This window comes from Orbaceae bacterium BiB (assembly GCA_036251205.1).
Taxonomy (GTDB): Bacteria; Pseudomonadota; Gammaproteobacteria; order Enterobacterales; family Orbaceae; genus Orbus; species Orbus mooreae.
Genome location: CP133958.1, coordinates 440,604 through 465,729, shown reverse-complemented (window position 1 = coordinate 465,729; position 25,126 = coordinate 440,604). Strand labels below are relative to the sequence as shown.

The 25,126-nt window shown below is 34.8% G+C and carries 19 protein-coding genes and 1 tRNA gene; 7 read left to right on the top strand and 13 right to left on the bottom strand.

All coding sequences use genetic code 11. The features are described 5' to 3' along the window. Positions 1 to 6: 6 nt before the first annotated feature. From ppk1 to RHO11_02195, 3 genes are all read right to left on the bottom strand, one after another. Complete coding sequence (gene ppk1, locus RHO11_02205; GenBank protein ID WVD61962.1) at positions 7 to 2,061, bottom strand: polyphosphate kinase 1; 2,055 nt, start codon at positions 2,059 to 2,061, stop codon at positions 7 to 9. Positions 2,062 to 2,218: 157 nt separating this feature from the next. Beyond that, on the bottom strand, positions 2,219 to 3,628 hold the full coding sequence (pykF, locus tag RHO11_02200; GenBank protein WVD61961.1) for a pyruvate kinase PykF: 1,410 nt from the start codon (positions 3,626 to 3,628) through the stop codon (positions 2,219 to 2,221). Positions 3,629 to 3,905: 277 nt separating this feature from the next. Next, positions 3,906 to 4,331, bottom strand: coding sequence for an META domain-containing protein (locus RHO11_02195; GenBank protein WVD61960.1), 426 nt, complete (start codon positions 4,329 to 4,331; stop codon positions 3,906 to 3,908). 84 nt (positions 4,332 to 4,415) lie between these two features. Here RHO11_02195 and hrpA point away from each other — a divergent pair, with 84 nt between their 5' ends. Next, positions 4,416 to 8,318 (top strand): ATP-dependent RNA helicase HrpA, encoded by a 3,903-nt coding sequence (hrpA, locus tag RHO11_02190; GenBank protein WVD61959.1) that lies wholly within the window; start codon positions 4,416 to 4,418, stop codon positions 8,316 to 8,318. 59 nt (positions 8,319 to 8,377) lie between these two features. Here the strand turns inward: hrpA and RHO11_02185 are convergent, their stop codons facing one another. From RHO11_02185 to RHO11_02175, 3 genes are all read right to left on the bottom strand, one after another. Continuing rightward, positions 8,378 to 9,463 (bottom strand): DUF1471 domain-containing protein, encoded by a 1,086-nt coding sequence (locus tag RHO11_02185; GenBank protein WVD61958.1) that lies wholly within the window; start codon positions 9,461 to 9,463, stop codon positions 8,378 to 8,380. Positions 9,464 to 9,495: 32 nt separating this feature from the next. After that, entirely contained in the window at positions 9,496 to 10,215 is a 720-nt protein-coding gene (locus tag RHO11_02180) for a cyclic nucleotide-binding domain-containing protein (protein WVD61957.1), read from the bottom strand. A gap of 372 nt (positions 10,216 to 10,587) precedes the next feature. Beyond that, entirely contained in the window at positions 10,588 to 10,812 is a 225-nt protein-coding gene (locus tag RHO11_02175; protein ID WVD61956.1) for a phage/plasmid replication protein, read from the bottom strand. 716 nt (positions 10,813 to 11,528) lie between these two features. Here RHO11_02175 and RHO11_02170 point away from each other — a divergent pair. Together RHO11_02170 and RHO11_02165 are read left to right on the top strand one after the other, a co-directional pair. Beyond that, the gene (locus RHO11_02170; GenBank protein ID WVD61955.1) at positions 11,529 to 12,035 is read left to right on the top strand and encodes a helix-turn-helix domain-containing protein; all 507 of its coding nucleotides are present in this window, start codon (positions 11,529 to 11,531) and stop codon (positions 12,033 to 12,035) included. After that, entirely contained in the window at positions 11,984 to 12,877 is an 894-nt protein-coding gene (locus RHO11_02165; GenBank protein ID WVD61954.1) for an IS3 family transposase, read from the top strand. The genes RHO11_02170 and RHO11_02165 overlap by 52 nt, the downstream gene beginning before the upstream one ends. Before the next feature lie 67 nt (positions 12,878 to 12,944). On the opposite strand, the gene RHO11_02160 is transcribed toward RHO11_02165, so the two are convergent. The 4 genes from RHO11_02160 to RHO11_02145 form a co-directional block, all read right to left on the bottom strand. Beyond that, positions 12,945 to 15,812, bottom strand: a complete 2,868-nt coding sequence (locus RHO11_02160) for a valine--tRNA ligase (GenBank protein ID WVD61953.1) — start codon at positions 15,810 to 15,812, stop codon at positions 12,945 to 12,947. Between the two features lie 169 nt (positions 15,813 to 15,981). Then, positions 15,982 to 16,401, bottom strand: coding sequence for a DUF3597 domain-containing protein (locus RHO11_02155; GenBank protein WVD61952.1), 420 nt, complete (start codon positions 16,399 to 16,401; stop codon positions 15,982 to 15,984). A gap of 75 nt (positions 16,402 to 16,476) precedes the next feature. Then, positions 16,477 to 16,938 carry a DNA polymerase III subunit chi gene (locus RHO11_02150; GenBank protein WVD61951.1) on the bottom strand — a complete coding sequence of 154 codons (462 nt, stop codon included), beginning with the start codon at positions 16,936 to 16,938 and terminating at the stop codon, positions 16,477 to 16,479. A 50-nt stretch (positions 16,939 to 16,988) separates the two neighbouring features. Next, the gene (locus RHO11_02145) at positions 16,989 to 18,473 is read right to left on the bottom strand and encodes a leucyl aminopeptidase (protein ID WVD61950.1); all 1,485 of its coding nucleotides are present in this window, start codon (positions 18,471 to 18,473) and stop codon (positions 16,989 to 16,991) included. Between the two features lie 163 nt (positions 18,474 to 18,636). Between RHO11_02145 and lptF the strand changes: the two genes are divergently transcribed. From lptF to RHO11_02130, 3 genes are all read left to right on the top strand, one after another. After that, positions 18,637 to 19,752, top strand: a complete 1,116-nt coding sequence (gene lptF / locus RHO11_02140; protein ID WVD61949.1) for an LPS export ABC transporter permease LptF — start codon at positions 18,637 to 18,639, stop codon at positions 19,750 to 19,752. Positions 19,753 to 19,763: 11 nt separating this feature from the next. Then, complete coding sequence (lptG, locus tag RHO11_02135) at positions 19,764 to 20,828, top strand: LPS export ABC transporter permease LptG (GenBank protein WVD61948.1); 1,065 nt, start codon at positions 19,764 to 19,766, stop codon at positions 20,826 to 20,828. A gap of 128 nt (positions 20,829 to 20,956) precedes the next feature. Next, positions 20,957 to 21,043 (top strand) — tRNA-Leu (locus RHO11_02130). A gap of 375 nt (positions 21,044 to 21,418) precedes the next feature. On the opposite strand, the gene RHO11_02125 is transcribed toward RHO11_02130, so the two are convergent. The 3 genes from RHO11_02125 to RHO11_02115 all read right to left on the bottom strand — a co-directional run bounded on the left by RHO11_02125 (position 21,419) and on the right by RHO11_02115 (position 24,729). Further along, entirely contained in the window at positions 21,419 to 23,479 is a 2,061-nt protein-coding gene (locus RHO11_02125; protein WVD61947.1) for a hypothetical protein, read from the bottom strand. 102 nt (positions 23,480 to 23,581) lie between these two features. Beyond that, complete coding sequence (locus RHO11_02120; GenBank protein ID WVD62837.1) at positions 23,582 to 24,421, bottom strand: IS3 family transposase; 840 nt, start codon at positions 24,419 to 24,421, stop codon at positions 23,582 to 23,584. Positions 24,422 to 24,435: 14 nt separating this feature from the next. After that, a complete protein-coding gene (locus RHO11_02115; protein WVD61946.1) occupies positions 24,436 to 24,729 on the bottom strand; it encodes a transposase in 294 nt (97 codons plus the stop codon). A 61-nt stretch (positions 24,730 to 24,790) separates the two neighbouring features. Between RHO11_02115 and RHO11_02110 the strand changes: the two genes are divergently transcribed. Beyond that, entirely contained in the window at positions 24,791 to 25,045 is a 255-nt protein-coding gene (locus tag RHO11_02110; GenBank protein ID WVD61945.1) for an alpha/beta hydrolase, read from the top strand. The last annotated feature ends 81 nt before the right edge of the window (positions 25,046 to 25,126 follow it).

Here is a 25,126-nt window from a genome sequence, read left to right as displayed (position 1 = left end):
CCTATTTTATGGATTGTTTTCTAAGCGGTTTAAATAATCATAGATGGCAATTTGAGCCCTAACTTTCTTCTTATTACCTCGTTGGATATAGTTATTTTGTAAATCTTTATCAATAATTCTGGCTTTTACATTATCATTAGCTTGAATCATAAAAATATCTTGAATAATTTTCTGTAAACTTGGATCTAAAATTTTAACCCCGGCTTCAACACGGTTATCAATATTACGTGGCATCCAGTCAGCTGATGAGATATAAGTATCCTTTTGACCACTGTTTTCAAAAATATAGACTCTTGCGTGTTCTAAAAAGCGATCAACAATACTTGTTACAATAATATTCTCACTCAAATTAGGCACTTGTGGTTTTAAAATACACATACCACGTACAATCATCCTAATCTTTACACCTGCAGACGAAGCCTGATAAAGCTTATTGATCATATCTTTATCTGTTATCGCATTTAGCTTCAAATAAATACCTGCGGGTTTATCATTATTCGCATTATCTATTTCACGTTGAATAAGCTCCATTAATCTAATTCGAGTATTTTGTGGAGAGACTAATAAATAATTGAATGTAACCGGTTTGAATGGGTTCTCAATAAAATTAAATACTTTTTTAACTTCATCGGTAATCATAGGATCGGCAGTTAGTAATGAGAAGTCCGTATATATTTTAGCTGTTTTTTCATTAAAATTACCGGAACCAATATGAGCATAACGGACAATTTGATCATTCTCTCTACGCTCAATTAAAAATAGTTTGGCATGAATTTTCAACTTCGGTAGTGAGTAAATTACTTTCACCCCTGAACCAATTAATTTTTTAGCCCAACGAATATTGATCTCTTCATCAAAACGCGCCTGTAATTCAACAACCACGGTTACTTTTTTACCATTATTGGCCGCATTAATTGCAGCTTGTACAAACCTGGAATCTTTTGCCACTCGATAAATATTAATTCGAATATGAGTTACACTCGGATCAAAAGAGGCTTGACGCATAATTTCAAGTACATGGCTAAAAGAGTAGTAGGGGTAGTAGAGTAAAATGTCCCGATCTTTGATCGTATCAAAGGCATTTCTAAATTGTTTGAAACGGTTATATGTTAAATCAGGTAAAACCTTATTTAATAGATTTTTGTGACCAATACACGGGATGCCCATGAGATCTTTTAAATTAGGATAGCGACCGCCAGGGGTTGCATCATTTTCTGATAATTTCAATTTTGTCAGTAATAATTCAATTAATGCTTTAGGCATATCTTTTTGGTAAATAAATCGTACCGGTTGAGCCGTTAAACGCTGCTTTAACCCTTGAGACATCAGCTCCAATAAACTATCTAATTCGCTGCTGAGTTCATATTCGGCATCACGGTTTATTTTTATCGAATACGCATTAAATTCAGTTACATCAAAAAATATTTTAAATATATCAGGTAAACAGAAACGTAAAATATTATCTAAAAAGATAATTGATTTATTTTTAGTCGTTGTATCAGAAGGTAACAATACAAAACGAGGGACTTTTTCAGTTGGCAGATCTAATAGTGCATATTTTATTTCATTATTATTGATAATTTCGACAGCAAGATAAGAGTGATCATCTTTTAAAATCTGGATCAAATCAGTGTAACTATCAAGTAATATCGGTGTAATATACTGTCTTAGGTTCTGTTTGTAGTATTTTTTTATCCACACTTCTTGTTGCGAAGTCAATTGTCTTTCATTAATAAGAAAAATCTGATTTCTGGCCATCTCTAAAAGTAATTCATTATAAAGCTTATCAAACTTTAACTCTGTCTGAGTGACTTTTTGCTCAACTTGTCGCAAAATACTTTTTGCATTTGAGCTACGACCTTGTTCTTGTTCAATTAAGACATCTCTTTTTAAATTAGCAAATTGAACTTGGTAGAATTCATCAAGATTATTGGAATAAATACCTAAAAAACGAACCCTTTCAATGAGTGGATTACTTTTATCTGCCGCTTCCTGCAATACTCTCTCATTAAAAGCAAGCCAGCTAATCTCTTTTTGAAAGTATAGTGTGTCATTGTTCATATTATTTTTGTTCAACCTACTATAAAAAAGTATTATGGTTAATTATATACTGAATTGATTTGAATTTGCATATTTAGTTGAATATAAAAGATATTTTTTAAGTAATAAAAAACCAGCAAAAGCCGGCTTTTTTTTATCATATGAAAAGAGTAACAAATTAGATACGGTGAACCGATGTTGTATTTGTTGTTCCACTTGGTACTAAAGCACCTGATACCATTACAATTGCATCACCAGCTTGTGCGCCACCTACTTTTACTGCTAATTCTTTACCTAAACGGTAGAAATCATCAGTAGAGTTGATCGCATCAATTAATACAGGCTCAACACCTTTAGTTAAAATTAATTGATTAATTGTTTTTTGGCTAGATGATAATGCGATAATACGTGCTTTAGGGAAATAACGACGTACTTCACGCGCAGATTTACCACTGCGTGTTGCAACAACAATAAGTGGTGCTTCTAATCTTTCTGCAATCTCAACCGCTCCACAGCAAACAGCAGCAGTAATTCTTAATTTATTACCAGCAGGTAGTTCAAGTGATGCAGGAATAGTTTTATCTGTACGTTTACAGATAGTCGCCATAATATTAACGGTTTCTAATGGGTATTTACCTTTAGCACTTTCGCCAGATAACATTACTGCATCAGTTCCGTCTAAGATAGCATTGGCAACATCACCCGCTTCAGCACGAGTAGGGCGTGGGTTTTTGATCATAGAATCAAGCATCTGAGTTGCAGTAATAACTGGTTTAGATGCTTTAACACATTTTCTGATCATCATTTTTTGTGCAAAAATAACTTCTTCAACAGGGATTTCAACACCTAAATCGCCACGTGCAACCATGATACCGTCAGATGCTTCTAAAATTTCATCAAAATTATCTAAACCTTCTTGGTTTTCAATTTTAGAGATAATTTGAATATCTTCACCACCATGTGCTTTTAAATGAGCACGGATATCTTCAACGTCAGAACGTTTACGAATAAACGATGCTGCGATAAAATCAACACCTTGTTCACAACCGAAGATAAGATCTTGTTTATCTTTTTCAGCTAATGCAGGTAATTGAATTGATACGCCAGGAAGGTTAACACCTTTATTTTCACCTAGATCGCCATTATTAAGGACGTTACAAACAACTTCATTACCATTGATTGCTGTTACATCCATTGCAATAAGACCATCATCAACTAATACACGATCACCTACTTTTAAATCTGTTGCAAATCCAGCATAAGTCACTGCTACACGGTCTTTATTACCGATTACAGATTTATCAGTAGTAAATGTAAATTTTTGGCCAGCAACTAGAGAAACATCATTACCACCTTCAAGTTTGATAGTACGGATTTCTGGACCTTTTGTATCAAGCATAATAGCTGCTTTAATACCAGTTTCTTGCATTACTTCACGTAAATTTTTGATACGGCCACCGTGCTCTTCATAGTCACCGTGGGAAAAGTTTAAACGCATTACATTCATGCCTGCATTTAATAGTTTAGACAACATTTCTTTTGATTCAGATTTTGGACCGATAGTACATACAATTTTTGTCTTTTTCATAATGATATATATCTGCTAGTTAAGTTAATGTTTAAAGTTATATAAAAATAGGTATAAAAAACCAATGACAAGCATTGGTATTATTATAATATGAACGTATTAGAGTTAACTCCAAAAATAAAAACAATATCGGCAAAGTTACCTACATTTTTTTTGGATAAAGTGTCCACGGTTATTAACTCATAAATAGTTTTAAATGTTACTGACTATTATAGCTTAACATTTTTTTTAATAAAGTTTTTTGTCATTTTTAGCATAAAATATTAATGTTTAGTCTTTACATTAAATCTTTTTTTTCTAACACTAAAGTTGTATCTTCGTCGCTAAGTTGTAAAAATTGGTTATTTGTTTGTGTTATTCGCTCTATTTTTGCACCATGTTGTAATAGTTTTTTGATAGCACCATCAAGTTGATTTAGTTGTGAATTATTGCAGATAACAGAATCCATTACTAAGTCTGGAGCTTTAATTTGATTATTTTGTAAGATTAATTGACCTGAAAAATCATTACACATTTTTCCGTTGATAGTCAGATTCTCGCCAAACTCAATAAATTCGGAAGGATCTAACTTAATCTCCTCATTATTCCATTTTATTATGGTAAAACGGTGATGCATTAATTCTTCAGCAACAATCGATTTATCATTTTGCCCACATGCCGATAGTGTCATTGATAACAATAAAAAGACGAAAATATTTCTCATATCAAACTCCAATCAAATTTCTTACCTGATTAAGCAACAAATATTTGTTATAATAGGGCTAATATTTGATAATCCCAATAAGCTATGTCATATCCAGAACAAATACAAGCGCTTTTTAATCAGCTAACTACTGTTTGCTTAAGCGATCAAAAAAAATTAACAAAAGAGTTATTGCAAATCGCTAAGCAAAAAAGCGTCAGTGAAACGGCGTTAGCATCAATACAAACTAAAATTGAACAGGCACACGAACTTTATCATATACGAGAAGAACAGCGGCCCAAAAAGATTGAGTATCCGGAAATATTGCCGGTTACCGCTAAAAAACAGCAAATAGCTGATTTAATTAAAGCTCATCAAGTCGTTATTATTGCAGGAGAAACAGGCTCTGGTAAAACCACCCAGATACCTAAAATCTGTTTAGAACTCGGTTTAGGTGTAAAAGGTTATATAGGTCACACTCAGCCAAGAAGATTAGCTGCTCGCTCTGTTGCAAATCGAATTGCTCAAGAACTGAATAGTGAAATGGGTAAGTTAGTCGGTTATAAAGTACGATTCAACGATCATGTAGAATCAGGTACGTTAATTAAACTAATGACAGATGGAATATTGTTAGCTGAGATTCAACAAGATCGTTTATTAATGCAATATGACACGATTATTATTGATGAAGCCCATGAGCGTAGTTTAAATATCGATTTTATTTTAGGTTATTTAAAACAACTTTTGCCGAAAAGACCAGATCTAAAAGTGATTATAACCTCTGCTACAATCGATGTGGATAGGTTTTCCCGTCATTTTAATCATGCTCCAGTTGTTGAAGTCTCTGGTCGAACGTATCCAGTTGAGGTCAGATACCGCCCAACATTAATGAGTGAAGATGAAGCAGAGTATGATGATTTTCAAGGGGTTATTGATGCTATTGATGAACTCTCTTATGAAGATAATCGTGGTGACATTTTAGTCTTTTTAACTGGTGAGCGAGAGATTAGAGATCTTGCCGATACATTAAACAAATTAAATTTATTACATACAGAAGTTGTGCCGTTATATGCCAGACTATCTGCTTCGGAACAAAACCGTATTTTCCAATCTCATAATGGTCGACGAATTATTCTATCAACTAACGTTGCTGAAACATCATTAACAGTACCCGGTATCAAATATGTCATTGATCCTGGTATGGCGAGAATAAGTCGTTACAGTTATCGAACTAAAGTACAACGTCTACCCATTGAGCCGATATCTCAAGCGTCAGCTAATCAACGAAAAGGGCGCTGTGGTCGAACATCTAATGGGATCTGTATTCGCCTATATGATGAACAAGATTTTTTAAGTCGTTCTGAATTTACCGATCCTGAAATTCTTAGAACCAATTTGGCTTCTGTTATTTTACAGATGACAGCACTTGATTTAGGTAATATTAGTGCATTTCCTTTTATTGAGCCACCAGAACAAAAACATATTAAAGATGGTATTCGTTTACTTGAAGAGCTAGGAGCTATTTATAGTAAAAAAGGCACTTATAATTTGACTAGTGTTGGTAAAGTATTAGCACAATTACCGATAGATCCTCGTCTGGCTAGAATGCTAGTCGAAGCACGAAAAACAGCTTGCGTCAAAGAAGTGATGATTGTTTCTGCTGCACTATCCATCCAAGATCCGAGAGAACGACCATTAGATAAACAGCAGATTTCAGATGAAAAACATCGACGTTTTCAGGATAAAAACTCCGATTTCATGAGTTATATTAATTTATGGAAATATATTCAAGAACAACAACATGCACTAACAAATAATCAGTTTAGACAGCTATGTCGCAAAGATTTTCTTAATTATTTACGGATTAAAGAGTGGCAAGATATTTATACGCAAATTCGTCAAACAGTAAAACAACTAGCGATAGCGATTAATAGCCAAGATAGTGATTATCAGTCAATCCATACTGCGATCCTAAGCGGTTTACTCTCTCATATTGGAATGAAAGAGTTGGAAAAATTTGAATATATTGGTGCTCGAAATATTAAATTTGCTATATTTCCAGGATCAGGTGTCTTTAAAACATTACCAAAATGGTGTGTTGCAAGTGAATTAGTTGAAACAACGAGACTATGGGGACGAAATGTCGCCAAGATCGAACCTGAATGGATTGAACCGCTCTCAACACATTTATCGAAAAAACATTATAGTGAACCTCGTTGGTCAAAGAATCAAGGCAATACGATTGCTAATGAGAAAGTCACTCTGTTTGGTTTACCGATCGTCAATTGTCGAATAGTCAACTACAATCGAATTGATCCTAAATTAAGTAGAGAACTCTTTATTAAGCATGCACTGATTGAAGGTGATTTCGAGGGGAAATATGATTTTTTTATTAAAAATCATCGATTAGTTAATGAAGTAGAAGAGCTAGAACATAAATCAAGGCGACAGGACATTCTTGTTGATGATGCTTTAATCTTTGAGTTTTATGATAGCAAAATCCCATTAGATATTACTTGTGCCAAAGAGTTTGATCACTGGTGGAAACGAGAGAAATTAGCAAATAGTGATTTTTTATTACTGAGTAAATCACTGCTAATTAACCCAACTGCAGAAAAAGTAGCCAAGAATGATTACCCCGATTACTGGTTGTATAATAATCAAATACAGTTAAAGTTAACGTATCAATTTGATATTGGTGGTACGAGAGATGGTGTAACCGTCAATATTCCTCTCACGATTTTAAATCAAATAGATAACGATAGTGTTTTTCAGTGGCAAGTGGTTGGTTTTAGAGAAGAACTGATCATTGCATTAATCAAATCATTACCTAAATCATTAAGACGTAATTTAGTACCAGCACCTAATTATGCCAAAGCATTTTTAGAACGAGCGATACCGTATCAAACAGATCTATTTACAGCTCTTGAAAAAGAGTTCCGTCGAATGACCGGAGTGACAATCAATAAAGAAGATTGGCAACTAGAGCAAGTACCAAGTTACTTAAAAATGACATTTAATATTTTAGATGAAAATGGCAAAACTATTTTAGTTGGTAAAGATTTAAGTTTATTAAAAGAGCAGCTAAAAGAAAAAGTACAAAAAATACTCACAAAAATTACTCAAACTCAAAATAATGATATCGAAAAAAGTGATATTACCGATTGGGATTTTGGCCATTTACCTAAAGTTTATGAAAGTAAACGACAAAATTATGTGGTAAAAGCTTATCCAACCTTAGTTGATGAGGGAAAAAGTGTTGCAATTAAACTTGTAGATAGTGAAGAGCAGCAAGCTAAATTGATGCAACAGGGTATCAAGCGACTCATTTATCTTAATATTCCATCTCCGATTAAATATTTGCATGAAAAATTACCGAATAAAGCTAAACTAGGTCTCTACTTTAATCCGTTTGGCAAAATAAACGATCTGATTGATGATTGCATTTACTGTGGAATTAACTATTTAATTGAAAAAGAGCAGGGTATTATTTTTGAACAGCAGCAATTTCCACCATTGTTGGACAAAATAAAAGGGGAAATCAATGATATTATTGTGGAAATTGCCAGTCAGGTAGAACGCATTTTAACACTCAATTATGAAATTACTAAGAAACTAAAAGGGCGAATGGATCTCAGTTTAGCGTTATCTTTAGCTGATATAAAGAAACAGTTATCCCAACTTATTTATAAAGGTTTTGTAGCAGATTCTGGTTATCAAAAATTACCCGATATTTATCGTTATTTACAAGCGATCGATAAACGTATTGAAAAATTATTTTTAGATCCTAATAAAGATCGTTTACATTTAATTGTTATTGAAAGAGTAACCGAACTTTATCTGAAGTTGCAAAAACAAGAGAAATATAAAACTCATGAGTTATTAATTAAACAGCTACGTTGGATGATTGAGGAACTGCGAGTTAATCTATTTGCTCAGCAATTAGGTACACCATACCCAATTTCAGAAAAAAGAATTAAACAATTTATTGATGAAATTGAACAATAAAAAAAGAAGAGGGCATCCTCTTCTTTTTCATATTCATAATGTTAATTAATTAAGTTAAATTAACGATATAGATCAACATAGATAGTTCTATTTGGACCGCTAGTATCTTGTGCTATACGAGAAATGTGGTAATATTTCGCACCTTTCTCTGCCGCTTTTTTACCTGCGTTATAAGAAACTTGTTGATCTGAAACATAATAGCCTTTGAACTTAATTGTATCAAAAGGAACCATTTTAGCTGCAGTAGCATCATTTAGCTCTTCAACTTTTGAACCATCAGGTAATGTTACAGTGTAACGAGAGTTTTGCTGTTGAGGAATAATTGAGGTTTGAGCTTGTTCGGTTGTTGCGGCCGTCGTTGCAACTACAGCTTTTTTAGCTACGACTTTTTCGTTGGTTGAAGCTTTATTATCTGAAGCAACGTCTTTTACGGTATCATTTTTAAATTTATCAACATAGAACTGTTCATTAAATGCAGATGAAGAGTAGTAGCCAGGGCGCTCAACTTGCATTGCCGCTTCACCACCTTGTGCTAAAGCTAATTGGCCAGCTTCAGAATCGTAAGGAATCGCATTATCAGGTTGAATTTTACGTTCAGCGGCATCTTTTTTGAATAAATACGCTGTTATTTGTTTATTTCCGCCATTTAATTCAACTAATCGATCAATAAAGAAAGCATAAGCACCTTTAGATGCGGCTTCTTTAGCTACGGCTTCATTAAGTTGATGTTCTGTTGGGAAATAACCACGTAAACGAATAATATCATAAGGTTCAAGACGAATAGCTGTCTTTTTAGGATATTCATAAACGTTAGCAAATTGTCTAAAATTATCCGCTTTCTCTGTTACGGTTGCAGCATCAGATTTATACAGTTTTGCATAAACAACTCTAAGACTATCATTACGCGTTGACGGGTTAGCACTGGTTATATAGAAAAAGCTAGCGCCTTCTTTGTCAGCAGCTTTAGACATAGCACGAACTTGGTCCGAATCGCTATAATACTGGCCTCGAATCGATATCTCTTTAAAAGACTCTAAGGAGTTTGCTTTTTCTGGAGTTAATTCTTGCGCAGCATAAGATGTTGACACAAACGAAGCCAGCATAACTAATGCGAGGCTAGATTTTTTAAAGCTTTTCATTTTCATAGGATAAACAACCTTTTTAGGTGACATTGTCACTAGTTTTTTTCTGCGGCTAAATCAAATAAAGCCGAAATACTTTTAATCGAAATATATTTTCCTTTTACAGCCAATATATTTAAATCTTGCATACGAGAGAAAATACGACTAACTGTTTCAATAGTTAACCCTAAATAATTAGCGATATCTGTTCGGCTCATCGATAATTTAATATTTAGTGAGGTATGACCTCGTTTAGCATATTGAGTATAAAGTCCACAAACAAACGCTGCTAACTTCTCTTCAGCATTTTTCTGAGAATAAGACAAAACAAGTTTTTGATAATTTATGATATCTTGACTCATTAAGTTAAAGATCGTCTCCCGAGCATCGGGATTATTAACGATCAATTCCATTAATTCGTTATATTTTAATTCGCAGGTGAGGGTATTCGATAAGGCTTTTATTGAATTGTTATGCTTTTTAGTCACAATACAGTCAAAACCGACAATATCACCCGGTAGATAAAAACCGTTAATTTGTTCGACACCATTTACAGTGACATATGTTTTTACTGCACCTGAATGAATTATATAGAATTTTTCAAAAGGATCGCCTTCTTTGACAATCACTTCATTTTTTAAAAAGCTCTGTTTTCGATCCAAAACAGTATGTAAAGTATTCTTTAATAACATTGGGATACATATTGAACCGACACTACAAAGTTCACAAGGAACAGAATAACTTTTTGAACGGAGCTGCTTATTTATATCTATCATGAATGCATTTTTATTTATATTTAAGATACTTAGTGTATAAGATTACCATTTTTATTCAAAATGACAATATATTGAAATCCATTTTACACAAATATTTGTAGGACATTGGCAACTTAGCCGCTAAAAATTATTTTACATCAAAAAATAAATAGCATAATTATTTATAACTATAAATTTGTATCGAGTTAGTGTGTGTTTACTTATAAATAGAATAGGGAATTAACTATTTGAATTGCATAATAATTAATTAATACATTATTTAACATAATATACATTATGCGAACTAAGGTAACTTTTAGAGGGGGTGTTTAAGTTCGCCAAATCAATCCCCAATCAATTTTAAAATTCAGCCATTTTTCAGTTCAATTATTTTTAAGCTACTTTAAAAATTTGCGGCATTTCGTACCAACTTGGGATCAGACAATCTGAAACTTGAACTTGTCTAATTTCACGAACAGTCATAGGATTAAACTTGGCTAAATTGCAACGCTGCATAATATCAATACCGATTTTACGTAGTCTGGCTCTGTGAATTTGAACTACTTTCTTATTAAAATTGAATGTTTGTCCGTGCATCCAATGAATGTGTTGTATCATTTTAAAATTTCACTATCTCTGTTTTTCAATAACACATTACGAATTAATTTAGTTTGCATAACTATCGATTACTGCATTGAAAATGTTTTGATAATTGAAGTGTTTTGGTAACGCATTTATTAACTAGTGATTTATTATTTATCTACATATAAAAAGTTAGACAATTAAACGCCAAATAAATTAAATAAAATCAATATGTTATAATAATGTATATTATGTTAAACTGAGTATTCATACAGTGAAATATTTGTGTAACAAATGATTTATGGTCTAAAGACTAATCTTATATAAATTTACTATCGTTAATATAACCTAAGATTAAGAAATTTTATTTCCAAATAGCCACCAACCTGTGGATAACTTGTGTGCAAATAATTTTGTAAACTATATTTTACGCACCTGTTTGATTTTCACCACAAAAAAGCACATTTACGATGTCTATTTATCATATTCTTCTCATTTTGATTTGTTTGAAATTGATAAAAATAATATTAAAAGTGACAGTGTCATGTTTGGATGTGAGTTTTCTATATTTAAGTACTTAATATAAAATTAAAATGATTAACTTACTCTTGATTAACGAAATCCCTGCCCTATTCCTCTGTTGTTATATTCGTAAATTAATTTTTATTATCTTTTTTGCTGATTATAATAAAAAACCGCCCAGTATGAAGAGACCCCCAATAGTTGGACAACCAATTACAGGGGGTCTTTTTATGTCAAAATACAGTCGAGATTTAAAAATTATCATTGCTAATGAATTCTTAGCAGGAGAATCGTCCGAAACACTTTCAAAAAGGTATGCTATTTCTTCTCGCCAAATAAGGTATTGGTCGCAGGTAGTGGCGATTCATGGTGATAAATCCTTTCAATCAACAGCCCATTTACGTCACGCACAAGCCAGATTACAGGCCCTAAAATTAATGTGGACAAATGATTGGTCTCTCGGGCACACCAGTGCTATGCTTAATTTAGCCTCTCCTGGGCTTTTATTCGTTTGGCTTGATAGATATCGTGAAAAAGGATTCAGCGGGCTTGAGTATCAATCTAGAGGAAAACCATCCATGAAACCATCACGTATTGTATCGACTCATTGTAATGATGAAAAAACAGTTGAAGAATTAAAAGAAGAGATAGCTTATTTACAAGCGGAAAACGCTGTTCTAAAAAAGTGGGAGGAGCTAAGACAAACGAAACGACAACAAACAAAGAAAAAACGTTAGTTGTTTTAGCGCTTAAATCTCAATATCCCTTAAAACATTTGCTGTCAGTAATACAGCTAGCAAAAAGTGTATTTTATTATCATGTTAATAGGCTGAAAAAGCCATCGCCTTATGAGAAGGAATTAAAGCGTATTGAAGCGATTTACCATGAACATAAAGGGCGTTATGGTTATCGCCGAATTCATTTATCTTTAATCAATGAGGGGAGCAGGCTCAATCATAAAACGGTACAGCGATTAATGAGGGAGCTTAATCTTAAATCAACAGTAAGACCCAAAAAATATCGCTCTTATCGTGGCGAGATGGGTAAAACGGCACCCAATCGTCTTAAGAGAAAATTTAAAGTGTCAAAACCGAATAAAAAATGGGTAACCGATGTCACTGAATTTAAAGTCAATGAACAGAAAATTTATCTATCGCCCATTATTGATTTATACAACCAAGAGGTGATTGCTTATAGTGTGGCTAAGAATGCACGTTTGACTTTAGTCACCGATATGCTTAAAAAAGGGATATCACGATTAAAAAACAAACAAAACCCCTTGCTACATAGTGACCAGGGCTGGCAATATAGAAATCCTATTTATCAGAAGCAACTTGCTGATAATGGTATAAAGCAAGGTATGTCAAGAAAAGGGAATTGCTTAGATAATGCTGTTGCTGAAAACTTTTTTGGACTATTAAAATCAGAAATGTATCATGGGCAACATTTTAAAGATGCGGATGAATTGATTGAAAAAATAGAAGAATATATAGAATACTACAACACGAAACGGATTAAAGTTAAATTAAAAGGCCTGACTCCGGTAGCATACCGAAACCAAGCCTTACGAGCTACTTAACTAAAGTGTCCAACTTTATGGGGTCACTTCACAGTAGGCGGTTTTGATTTAATTGGATTTAATAAGATTATAGCTTTTCGATCTCAGTATACTGATCTTGCAGTTTAGCCTTGTCGTCACGATAACCTTGTAGTTTTTCTTGTTCTTTAGCCACTACGGCTGCCGGTGCTTTATCAACAAATGCAGCATTAGATAATTTACTGTCAATACGATTGATTTCATTATCCATACGTTCAATCTCTTTGATTAAACGAGCTAATTCATCTTGTTTATTAATTAAGCCAGCCATCGGAATTAATAATTCAGCACCTTCGACTAACTTAGTAACAGACATCGGTCCTTTTTCACCTTCATCCAAAATAACTATTTCAGATAGACGAGCTAAAGATTCGATAAAAGTGACATTGTCACTGATTCGGCGATGGGTTACAGGAGATGCATCACGAATGAGTAGTTGTAATGGTTTACTTGGTGCAATATTCATTTCTGCTCGAATATTTCGTATTGCAATAACAACTTGTTTAATCCAGTTAAGATCATTAACTGCAACTTCATTATTATGTTTATCATCACATGTCGGCATTTTTTGTAACATAATCGTATCGGCCGTAATTCCCATGATGCCTTTTACATTTTGCCAAATAGCTTCAGTAATAAATGGAATAATTGGATGAGCTAAACGTAGTAATGACTCAAGAACTGAAACTAAAGTATGTCGAGCTGCTCGTTGTTGATTTGCACTACCATTAGTTAAAATCGATTTAGTCAATTCTAGATACCAGTCGCAGAATTGGTTCCAAGTAAACTCATACAAAATACCTGCGGCCATATCAAAACGGTAGGTTGCAAAAGCATCCTGATAAGCCTTAATCGTTTGATTGAATTCAGCTAAAATCCATTTATCGGCAAGTGAATAATCCAGTTCACCACCATTAAAGCCACAATCGTGTCCTTCGGTGTTCATTAATACATAACGGCTTGCATTCCATAACTTATTACAGAAGTTACGGTACCCTTCCAGACGTTTAAGATCCCAGTTAATATCTCGACCTGTTGAAGCCAATGCCGCTAATGTAAAACGTAGTGCATCGGTACCATGCGGTTCAATACCTTCTGGAAACTGTTTTTCAGTTCGTTTGCGAATTTTTTCTGCCAACTGAGGCTGCATCATATTGCCAGTACGTTTTTCGAGTAGATCGGTTAATGAAATTCCATCAATCATATCTAATGGATCAATGACATTACCTTTAGATTTGGACATTTTTTGCCCTTCTTCATCTCGGATAAGCCCTGTAACATACACTGTTTTAAATGGTACTTGTGGTTTGCCATTTTCATCTTTAATAAAGTGCATTGTCAGCATGATCATGCGAGCAACCCAGAAGAAAATAATATCAAACCCAGTCACCAGCACATCAGTTGGATGGAATGTACGTAAATCATCAGTATTTTCTGGCCAACCCAAGGTCGAAAATGTCCATAATCCAGATGAGAACCAAGTATCCAAGACATCCTCATCTTGTTGTAATTGTACTGAAGCAGCTAATTTATACTCTTGGCGAACCTCTTCTTCATTACGACCGACGTATACATTACCCTTTTCATCGTACCAAGCAGGAATACGATGCCCCCACCATAATTGACGAGAAATACACCAATCTTGAATATCATTCATCCATGAATAGTACATGTTTTCGTACTGTTTTGGTACAAACTGAATTTCACCCGTTTTAACAGCATCAATAGCAACTTCAGCTAATGGTTTGGTTCTCACATACCACTGATCAGTTAACATCGGTTCAATGACCACACCACCTCGGTCACCATAAGGAATCGTTAAATCATGAGGTTCAATTTTTTCTAGAATCCCTAATGCTTCACACTCAGCAACAACGGCTTTACGAGCAGCAAAACGCTCTAGTTTTTGGAATTGGCTCGGTAATTCATTAGTATAAACTGTGCTTGCTTCGCCGTTTGAGTCAAACACTTCAGCCTGTTCACGAATGTCACCATCAAAGGTTAAAATATTGATCATTGGCAATTGGTGACGTTTACCGACTTCATAGTCGTTAAAGTCATGGGCTGGGGTGATTTTAACGCAGCCAGTCCCTTTCGTCATATCAGCATGTTCATCACCTAAAATAGGGATACGACGATTAACTAATGGTAAAACAACAAACTTACCGATTAAATCGTTATAACGTGGATCTTCAGGATTAACCGCAACACCAGTATCACCAAATAGTGTCTCTGGACGGGTAGTTGCTACAACTAAATAGTCTTTGCCATCTGCCGTTTTTGCACCATCAGCTAATGGATAACGAATATGCCACATTGATCCTTTGCTTTCTCTATTTTCAACTTCGAGATCCGAGATCGCCGTACGTAGTTTTGGATCCCAGTTAACCAAACGTTTACCACGATAGATCAAATCTTCTTTATAGAGTCGAACAAATACCTCTTTTACCGCATTAGATAAACCATCATCCATGGTAAAACGTTCACGATCCCAATCAACCGAATCACCGAGTCGACGCATCTGTTTAGTAATACTCCCACCAGATTCCGCTTTCCACTGCCATATTTTATCAATAAAGGCATCTCGACTATAATCATGACGCGTTTTATTCTCTTCTGCTGCAATTTTTCGTTCAACAACCATTTGAGTCGCAATGCCAGCATGATCGGTTCCTGATTGCCACAAGGTATTATTCCCTTGCATACGATGATAACGGATCAACGCATCCATAATAGTCTGTTGAAAAGCATGTCCCATATGCAAACTACCCGTTACATTCGGTGGCGGAATCGCTATGCAATAACTTGGCGCTGATTTATTACCACTGGGCTTAAAATAACCGCTCTCTTCCCAATGTTTATAAATAGGCTGTTCAATTTCTTGAGGATTATAGGTTTTATCTAATGTTATTTTCATTGTGCTTTTCTGACCCAGTAAAAATATATTTGCTTAGTGCAAAATATCAATAATAAAAATGATGTGCTATTCTACAACAAATTGAGGGGAGATAAAAACTGAATAAATAGGATAGATGTTTTTTTATTATAGATGCTTGTCTATTAAACAAAGCATCTAATATTAAAGTCTAAAATAAATCGTTAACGTTTCCACCGTTATCAACTATTTTTTGCATAACCATTTTATGTAACCAGATGTTCATTGCGGCACTATCATCGGTATTACCAGTATAGTTGAGTTCAGCGGCTAATTTTTTACGAGCATCTAAGCTACTATCTAATCCCAACAACTTTAACAAATCAACAATTGATGTTTTCCAATTTAATTGTTGTGAATTTTTTTGAGCTAGCTCATTCAAAATTGCTGCAACATCAATTTTCTCAAAACTATTTGATGTAGTTTCAATTGATGAATCAACTGTGCTAGTTGCAGCCGTGGTGTTTTGTTGTGCATCTTTTGCTTTCATTTTTTCAGCAACTTGACCTACAACACCAGCGGCAGAAGCTGAAGAGATAATTTTTGAAAAAATACTAGATAAAATACCCATAAATAACCCTTTTCCATTGTTGTCCATAATTATAATTTTACTTATCACTAGTTAACTAGTGATAAGTAGATTATTTTATTGTAATCCGGCATTAACAACAATCGTTTTTAAATTAAATCCAACATTTTTATAGGTTATATAACGCTCACGCGCTAAGTTTTTTAATCGATTCTCTAATGGCACAAAATCAATAATATCTTGATACATCGGTGCAAAATCAGGAAATGACTCTTGCAGATTAATCAATAACTGACGATTATTATTACTCCGCTTACCGATCCAAGTAATTTCGACCGGAGAACCAGTTTTCATCCCTTCACCCACAAGATTATGTGGCACAAAATTATCGGCACCCTGCTGCCACAAATACTCATCTATTTTTTCTGCCTGTTGTTGATCTTGGCAAGCAACAAGGATCCGCAATCCTTGTTGCCAACAAGCAATGATTTTTTCACACGCCAGTTTTTCATGGGGTAATAAAGCCACATCATTTAGCTTAGACTCATCTTCAATTAAATAAAAAATGACTTTTTTCAAATAGTATTACCCCTGTTTTTTACACTATAATAATAGTTTACAGCAATTTTTTAACGAGATTGTTCCAATAAATATTGTATTAACATGGCTACTGGACGGCCGGTTGCACCTTTTTTGCCACCCGATACCCATGCTGTTCCAGCTATATCCAGATGTGCCCAATGATAATTATGCGTAAAATGGGATAAGAAACAAGCTGCTGTAATAGTACCACCATCTCGTCCTGATGAGTTCATAATATCAGCGCAAGTTGATTTGATCTGTTCCTGAAAATCATTATCTAGTGGCAATTGCCATGCTTTATCATTTGCTTGATTTGATGCGGTAAGTAACTGATCAACTAATTGACTGTGATTTCCCATTACACCAGTGTAATGATGTCCTAATGCAACAATACATGCTCCAGTCAATGTGGCGATATCAATAACGGCCTCTGGCTTAAAGCGTTCAACAAAGGTTAGTACATCACATAATACTAAGCGACCTTCAGCATCGGTATTAATAACCTCAACCGTTTTACCAGACATGGTGGTCAATATATCACCCGGTCGATAAGCTCCTGTCCCTGGCATATTTTCACAACCAGCCATCACCCCAACAACGTTGATCGGTAGATTCAGTTCAGCCACTGCTTGCATAACACCATATACCGTTGCTGCACCGCACATATCGTACTTCATCTCATCCATTCCGGCTGCTGGTTTAATTGAAATGCCGCCTGAATCAAATGTTAATCCTTTACCAACTAAGACGATCGGCGCTGCATTTTTATCTTTAGCGCCTTGATATTCTATTACAGTCATAATAGATTCATTTTGAGAACCTTGACCAACCGCTAAATAGGCATTCATACCTAATTTAGCTAAGGCCTTTTCATCATAATAAGAAATTTTTAGTGTATTAAAATGTTGATTAAGCTCTTTAGCCTTATCTGCTAAAAACTGAGCATTACACACATTAGAAGGTTGATTCGCTAAAGTTCGTGTTGCCGAGACAGCATTAGCAACTGCTAGACCATGTTTTAATCCCAATTCAGCTGGTGCAATTAATGTCTTATCTACGATTGAAAATTGGATGTTTTCCGTCTTTATTACTGGCGCTTTCGTTGATTGAAATTCATCAAAACGGTAACTGTGATAAGTCATAGTCTCAACAAATCGTTTAACAAAACCATAACTATTGGTTTTATTTAGGTGAGCTAATGAAATGACAAGCTGTTTACTATTTAATAAGGTCAATAAATTTGCAATACTTTTAGCTATTTTATCGACGTTTTCAATAGGATTACTTTTTCGTTCACCAAAACCAACAAGTAACACTTTTTTAGCTGCTATGTTCGCAACATTATATAGAACTAATGTTTCACCTAGCTTACCGCTAAAATCGCCAGCCGTAATTAAATTCGCAATGGTATTATTAGTAAGCTGATCAAAATCTTGAACTTGCTGTGACTGCGTTTTACCTTGCCATATTGATAAAACTAAACAATCTGTTTTTTGTTTAACTATATCACTACTTTTAATTTCAAAATTCATAACTATCATCCTTAAAATAAAACCATTACATCGTTTAGAAGTTAATTTGACCATTTTAACGCTTAACAAACTGATATCAACAAAAATTGATAACGAAAAAGCGAATTTCGCGTTATAATGGCAAATTTCCTAATGAATATACTTGTTTGTAGGCCTACTAAACGTGATCATTCGTCGCTATATTGTAAAAGAGACATTTAAAAGCCAAATCGCGATTCTTGTCATTTTATTCATGATATTCTTTTCGCAAAAATTAATCAGAATTATGTCAAGCGCTGTTGATGGTGACGTACCAAGCAATTTGATCATGCCATTACTGTTACTTGGTGTATCAAGTATGGCACAATTGATTTTACCATTAAGTCTATTTTTAGGTATTCTCGTTGCGTTCGGCCGTTTTTATACTGATAGTGAAATGGTTGCCATGTATGCTTGTGGCGTAAAAAAATGGGTCATTTATCAAGTTGTTATCTTCTTATCCATTATAACATGTGCTGTTAGCGCAGCTAATTTAGTCTGGTTTGGACCTTGGTCTAGCATACAAGAAGAACATTTAGTTGAAAATGCTAAACTTAACCCTAGTCTAGCAGGTTTATTGGCTGGCCAATTTCAGCAAACAGCAAAAGGCGATTCTGTTATCTATATTGGTGAGGTTGATCGTAGTAATATTAAACATATCTTTATTGCGCAACATAGTACCAAACCAGGACAACGCCCTTCTATTATCTTATCTGATCAAGGCAAAATTGCCCATGATGCAGAAGGTAACCAAGTTATCTTACTTGATAATGCCAACCGTTATGAAGCAACTAACCAATTAAAAGACTTTAAAATCTCGCAGTTTGATAATTATCAAGCAATTATTAAACCCAAAACGTTAGAGCTAACCGATGATGAAGCTAAAGATAAAGTTGATCAACTCTCATTTTCTGAACTGAGAGAGACTAAAACAGCAAAAGCCAAAGCGGAATATTATTGGCGGATCTCATTACTTATTTCTATTCCAATGATGGCTTTTTTAGTTATTCCTCTCAGTGCCTCAAACCCAAGACAAGGACGATTAGCTCGAATTCTTCCGGCAATCTTACTCTATTTAGTCTACTTTTTATTAGAAAGCTCAATCAAAGCCCATGCAAGTAAAGGACGATTAGATCCGACGTTGTGGTTTAATATTGTTAATGGGATTTATTTCTTATTAGCAATTATTTTTAATATTTGGGATAGTATTCCAATGCGTAAATTACGTTACCGACTTCTCCCAGCTCGTTTTGCATCATAAGGACGTTTAATATGTTTTCTATTTTAGATCGTTACATTGGTAAAACAATATTAAGCATGATTGGTCTATCGCTATTTTTATTAATTAGCTTATCCGGTATTATCCGTTTTATTGACCAGCTTAGACGTGTTAAAGCTAACTATGATGCATTATCAGCCGCACTCTTCTCATTATTAATGGTACCAAAAGATTTAGAGGTATTTTTCCCTATTGCAGCATTACTCGGTTCACTTATTGGACTTGGTTTACTGGCATCTAAAAGTGAATTAGTGGTAATGGAAACATCTGGATTTAGTCGTTGGCATATCGCTAAGGCTGTCCTTAAAACCGCAATACCATTAGTATTAATTGTGATGGCAATTGGCGAATGGGTCGCTCCATGGGGTGAACAAACAGCAAGAAATATGCGTTCAGAAAAAGCTTATGGCGGTTCATTAATCGCTACCAAAAATAGTATCTGGGCTAAAGATGGCAATGACTATATTCATATCGATAAAGTTGATTCAGATGGCACCATTTATGACGTTGATATTTTATCCGTTGATGGTAGTAAGTTATCACAAGTAACTCGAGCTGCTTATGGCCATTACAAAAATAATGAATGGCAACTTTTCCAAGTCGATAAAACTAATTTGACTAATCCTAATAAAATAGAAGGAACGAATCTATTAAGCACGACTTGGAAAACTAATATCACCCCTGATAAACTAAATGTCGTTGCACAAGATCCTGAATCATTATCGGCTTCAGGACTCTATCAATATACCCAATATTTAAAAGCGTCAGGTTTAGATTCAAGTAACTACCAGTTACTCTTCTGGAAGAAAATATTTAAGCCTTTAATCGTTGCAGTAATGATGTTACTGGCCCTCTCCTTCATATTTGGTCCACTACGTAGTGTATCAATGGGGATAAGGGTTATTACAGGTATTTTTGGTGGTTTTATCTTTTTTATTGCCGATAGCCTATTTTCTAAACTCAGTATTGTAGCAGGTGTTCCACCGATACTCGGAGCAATGTTGACAAGTTTGGCTTTTCTTGCCCTAAGTTACTATTTATTTAGGCGAAAAAACTAACAACAACATTTATTTAAGTCGATTTTTTCAGCAAACTTACGATAAACAACGAAAAATGAGTAATTCTTGTTGCAAGGCGTCGGTAGATTAGTATAATACACCAGTTTACTTTATTTACCCCCTTGTATGCCAGTGTGGCGAAATCGGTAGACGCAGCGGATTCAAAATCCGCCGCCCTTAAAAGCGTGTCGGTTCGAGTCCGACCACTGGCACCACCACCTACTCTATCAAGTTCAACTGAAATCAATAACGCCTTTATTTTCAAGCTTTCATGAGATTTGTTTATCTACTGTTGTCTATGGGGTTCTATGGGTATCAAGGAAAAAACTGGAATGAAACTGGAAAAATTTTAGTTCGATTTTGAAATTTTCCAGAAAATGCGTTGAAAGGATTAATGAATAAGGGATCAAAAAAATTGTGGTTCATCTTTTTAGCAGTAAAGATGTCTTTACTGCTAAAGATGACAAAACATCTATTTTTTAAGTTCTCTGTCAGATTAAGTTAGAACTAATACAAATTATACTTGTAAGTTTCTTCATTACTGTATCACATATTTCCAATTTAATTATCCTAAATAACAAGCACAATTTTTATGTAAAAGCATTTATTCTCTTATACCTCTGGCTAAAAGCTTCCTTACCTCCCTCCATTACTCGACAAATCTCCTCGCGTATTGATAATTCCTGAAGCCCTCCTTGCGTAACAATTCTGGTTAAACCTGATCTTATATCCAGAGCAATTATATTTTCCGAATCACCATTAACAACTATATTTGCATTATGTGTCACTATAATAACCTGTCTCTTTTGTTTTATATCTCTTAGTTGAGTCACTATCAGGTCATAAATGAGATGATTATCGAGATCATCTTCCGGCTGATCGAGAATAAGAGGTTCATTTCCATATGAAAGAATGAATGCAAGTAGAGCAGCAGTTTTTTGCCCTGGTGAACCTTGCTCTACAGGTTTAAAACTCTCACCATCTTTTAGGCTATATCTTATATCCAATGAATCATCAGGAAACCAGAAAAGAATACGATCAACCTGCTCTGGCGTAAGCGACTGAATATGTGAAACAAATCGCTTATCCTTAGCGTTTGCTACTGCTACTGCATCATTATCATGAATGGCTAAAAGTGAGGCTTTTAAAGATGCTATTCTCTGCTCTATACTTTGAGATGAATTTTGTGTTAGATCTGCAAGTAAACCTTCATCTCCATCGACAACACCAATATCACGGTCGAAGCCACCATTTCCACGATCTATAAGAGCACGAAAATCCTCCTCAAGAGTTAATTTACTACCATACGGAATAACATTTATACGAACATAAGAATTTCCATTCAAGGTATTGAACAGAAATTGCTCTCGCAATTTTGTTATTTTTTTTCTGTGTTTATACAACTTAGCTAAACAATCTTCAGCATTCTTTTTATACTGTTTAAGACTTTCCCTTTTTACAGAGAATCCTTTTAGTTTATCTTCAATATCTTGCTTTTGTTTTACCAGTGCCCCATATGATGAAGGTTCTCCTACACCTGCATCATTAAGCCGACCAAGTAAGTTTGTATATTCGATATTAGTCGAAGATATTCTTTTGGATACATCAAGATTGGGACGAGTCACGAGCCATTCGTTTCTAATATCATCAATTCGCTTGGAGATTAAATTCATTTCTTTTTGGAAATCACTAAATTCAGAACGTATTTTTGCTATAGCATTAATCAAAGTATTATCGTCAGAATTTCTCATGTTAAAATACTGAGGATCTAACTCCGGTGGCATTATGCTATCTTTTATTTTTCGAACTTTTTCCGCCGTTTCTTTCCAAGCACATTCCCATGAATCGATAGCTTTATTCTGATTTTGTCTCAAATGATAATCCTTGAGAATATCGGAGTGACCTGATTTTTCAAAAATATTAAGCTTTCTCTTGATGTCCTCTAACTGTCCCGTAAGTACTTCTTCCTCTTGTAACGATGTGTGAATTTCACGTTCCTGAGCTCGAATAGATAGATACTTGGTTCTAAGCTCATCCCATTCAACCTGCCAGCTTCGATAATTAACAAAGGGGGCATCATCAACGACTTGCAACAGTGCTTGAGGATTCTTCGCTAATTCAAAGATTTGTTTTTGGCTGTATATCCGCACGGGAAACCTTTGAGTAATGTCTCCTTGTGAATTACGCCAAACGCCTGATGCTGTTTCTTCTTGTATCAAAAAAGGATTTTTTTCAGCGTTGCTCCACTTGATACGATAGCGGCAATTATCTTTCCTAAAGCCAACAGTAATAACTGTCGATTCCTTTAACAAACCTTCATCGTGACGGTTTTTGGATATTTGACCGTATTTACTAAATTCCTTATTTAAGCTCTGCGGAATTTCATCTTTTCGCTGAAGAGCAAGGCGCAAGAACTCAAGAGAAGTTGATTTTCCTGTTCCTCGTCCTCCAATAATTGTATTAAGCCATGGGTTAAAGTTGCATGAGAATGCTTGGCCTCTTCCGAGATATTTTGCATCATTGACTGTAATACTCTCGATAGCAAGCGATCCGTGAGTGTTTGGATTACCTGAAAAGCCATCTGAACGCTTCAATGAAAGAACACCATCAATCAGAGCCAGTCGTAGTCCATCGAGAGTAGGTTCAGACATTTTTACCCAAGTATAATGACTACCTGGGTAACGTTGACCTTCATTACCTGAAGGGTGATGAGTGATCTGCCCACATTTTAGTGGAGAGTTATTTTCAAATTATTAAATCATTTTTTCTTCAAATTGAACAGGTGATAAATAGTTTAAATATGAATGTTTTCTTACTCGGTTATAGTAAACCTCAATGTACCACAAGATCATCGATTTAGCTTGTGCCATATTTTCTAGTTTGTGTCGGTAAATCCATTCTGTTTTTAAGGTATGGAAAAAGCTTTCAGCCACCGCATTATCCCAACAGTTACCTTTGCGACTCATACTACACGTTAAGCCATAAGCCGTTAATATAGCTTGGTAATCATCGGAACAATACTGGCCACCACGGTCACTATGAACAATCACTTTACTTGGATAGCCCCGATGAAGCAAAGCCATAGTTAAGGCTTGACAAACTAGCGAGCTTTCCATATGCAGATCCATCGCCCAGCCTATGATTTTACGAGAGTAGAGATCAAGTACAATCGCGAGGTATAACCACTGTCCGTTCACTTTAATGTAAGTTATATCGCATACCCAAGCTTGATTAGGTGTGTCCATGGTAAAGTGCCTATCTAAAATATTTTCAGCGACCGGTTTGTTGTGGTTACTGTCCGTTGTTTGTTTATACTTTTTGCGTTGTTTTGCTTTAAGGTGAAGCTTGTGCATTCGTCGACGAACTCGTTCACGTGATAAACAATAGCCTTCCTCCAAAAGTTCGACATGTAAACGCCGATAACCATAGAGATGCCGATGATCTTCAAATAGTGTTTCAATCTTTTTGTCAAGCTGCTGATTAAACACTGTTCTCTGAGACGGTAATCGCTTTAAATAGGCATAGTAACCACTACTTGACACGTCAAATAGATGAAATAAACGACGCTTAGATAGCGTGTTTTGCTTTTTAATAAATTCGTACCTGGCTATTTCAGGCTCGCAAAGTACTGAGCGGCCTTTTTTAGGATATCGATCTCCTTTTTACGTAGCTCAAGCTCTTTTTTCATCGCTTTATTTTGACGCTCAAGTTCGTGATAGTCTGGTTTTTTATTTGATTTTATCGCTTGATGGGTTGGTTTATTCATCGTTTGGTACATCCAATTACAAAATGTTTTGTAATTTATACCTAAATCATTGGCTGTTTGTCGATAAGTTTGTTCGCTATTTAGGGCTAAATTGATCGCTTCTTGTTTAAATTGGGGATCGTATTTTTTACTCATTTGAGACTCCTTTTTTGTTACTAAAAAGTCTCCACTAAACTAGGAGCACATCAATTTAACTATGCCACTGTTATCTCCGATATATGGCGATATAACAAATCTACCTCCAACTTTACTATTTAGTGGCACGCGCGATCTTTTCTTGAGTAATACAGTACGTATGCACCTCAAACTGCGTGATACTGGTGTTAACGCAAATTTAATTGTATTTGAAGGACTATCTCACGCTCAGTATTTGATGGTACCTGATGCACCTGAAACGAAACGCTATTTTATGGAAAGTCAGAATTTTTTTGATCAATATTTAGCAAAATAGATAAAAATCAGAGGTTCTCACAATGCCTATTTACCGTCGTCTTACAATCATATTATCGCTCATGTTTTTCAATATGAGTGT